Origin of the sequence: Burkholderia sp. SIMBA_062, from assembly GCF_046534765.1 — a bacterium.
Taxonomy (GTDB): domain Bacteria; phylum Pseudomonadota; class Gammaproteobacteria; order Burkholderiales; family Burkholderiaceae; genus Burkholderia; species Burkholderia ambifaria.
Window position 1 is genome coordinate 1 of the sequence record NZ_JAWRYD010000460.1, and the last position, 250, is coordinate 250.

Sequence of the window (250 nt, forward strand, 5' to 3'; positions counted from 1 at the left end):
TCATCATATCACTATACTTCACACAAACCACCTCATTTCCTTGTGCTATATGTGCTGCAGGAGCATTACTTTTGTAACTGTCACAATTATTAATATCTACAGTGTTCAGTGTATAATATAGATCTAATCCATACGAATGATAATTAACAATATGAAGATTTCCAGTACTATTCTGAGCAAATAAAGAAGAGCCAAAAGCAAGCCCTAATATAAATAATGCTATCTTTTTCATAATTATTGGTTTTTAAGG

Annotated in this window: 1 protein-coding gene; it reads right to left on the reverse strand. The window is 30.8% G+C overall.

Going from position 1 to position 250, the window contains the following annotated elements; all coding sequences use genetic code 11:
- On the reverse strand, nt 1–232 hold a 232-nt coding region (locus SB786_RS37060; RefSeq protein WP_410731691.1), incomplete at its 3' end, for a hypothetical protein.
- Nucleotides 233–250 lie beyond the last annotated feature (18 nt).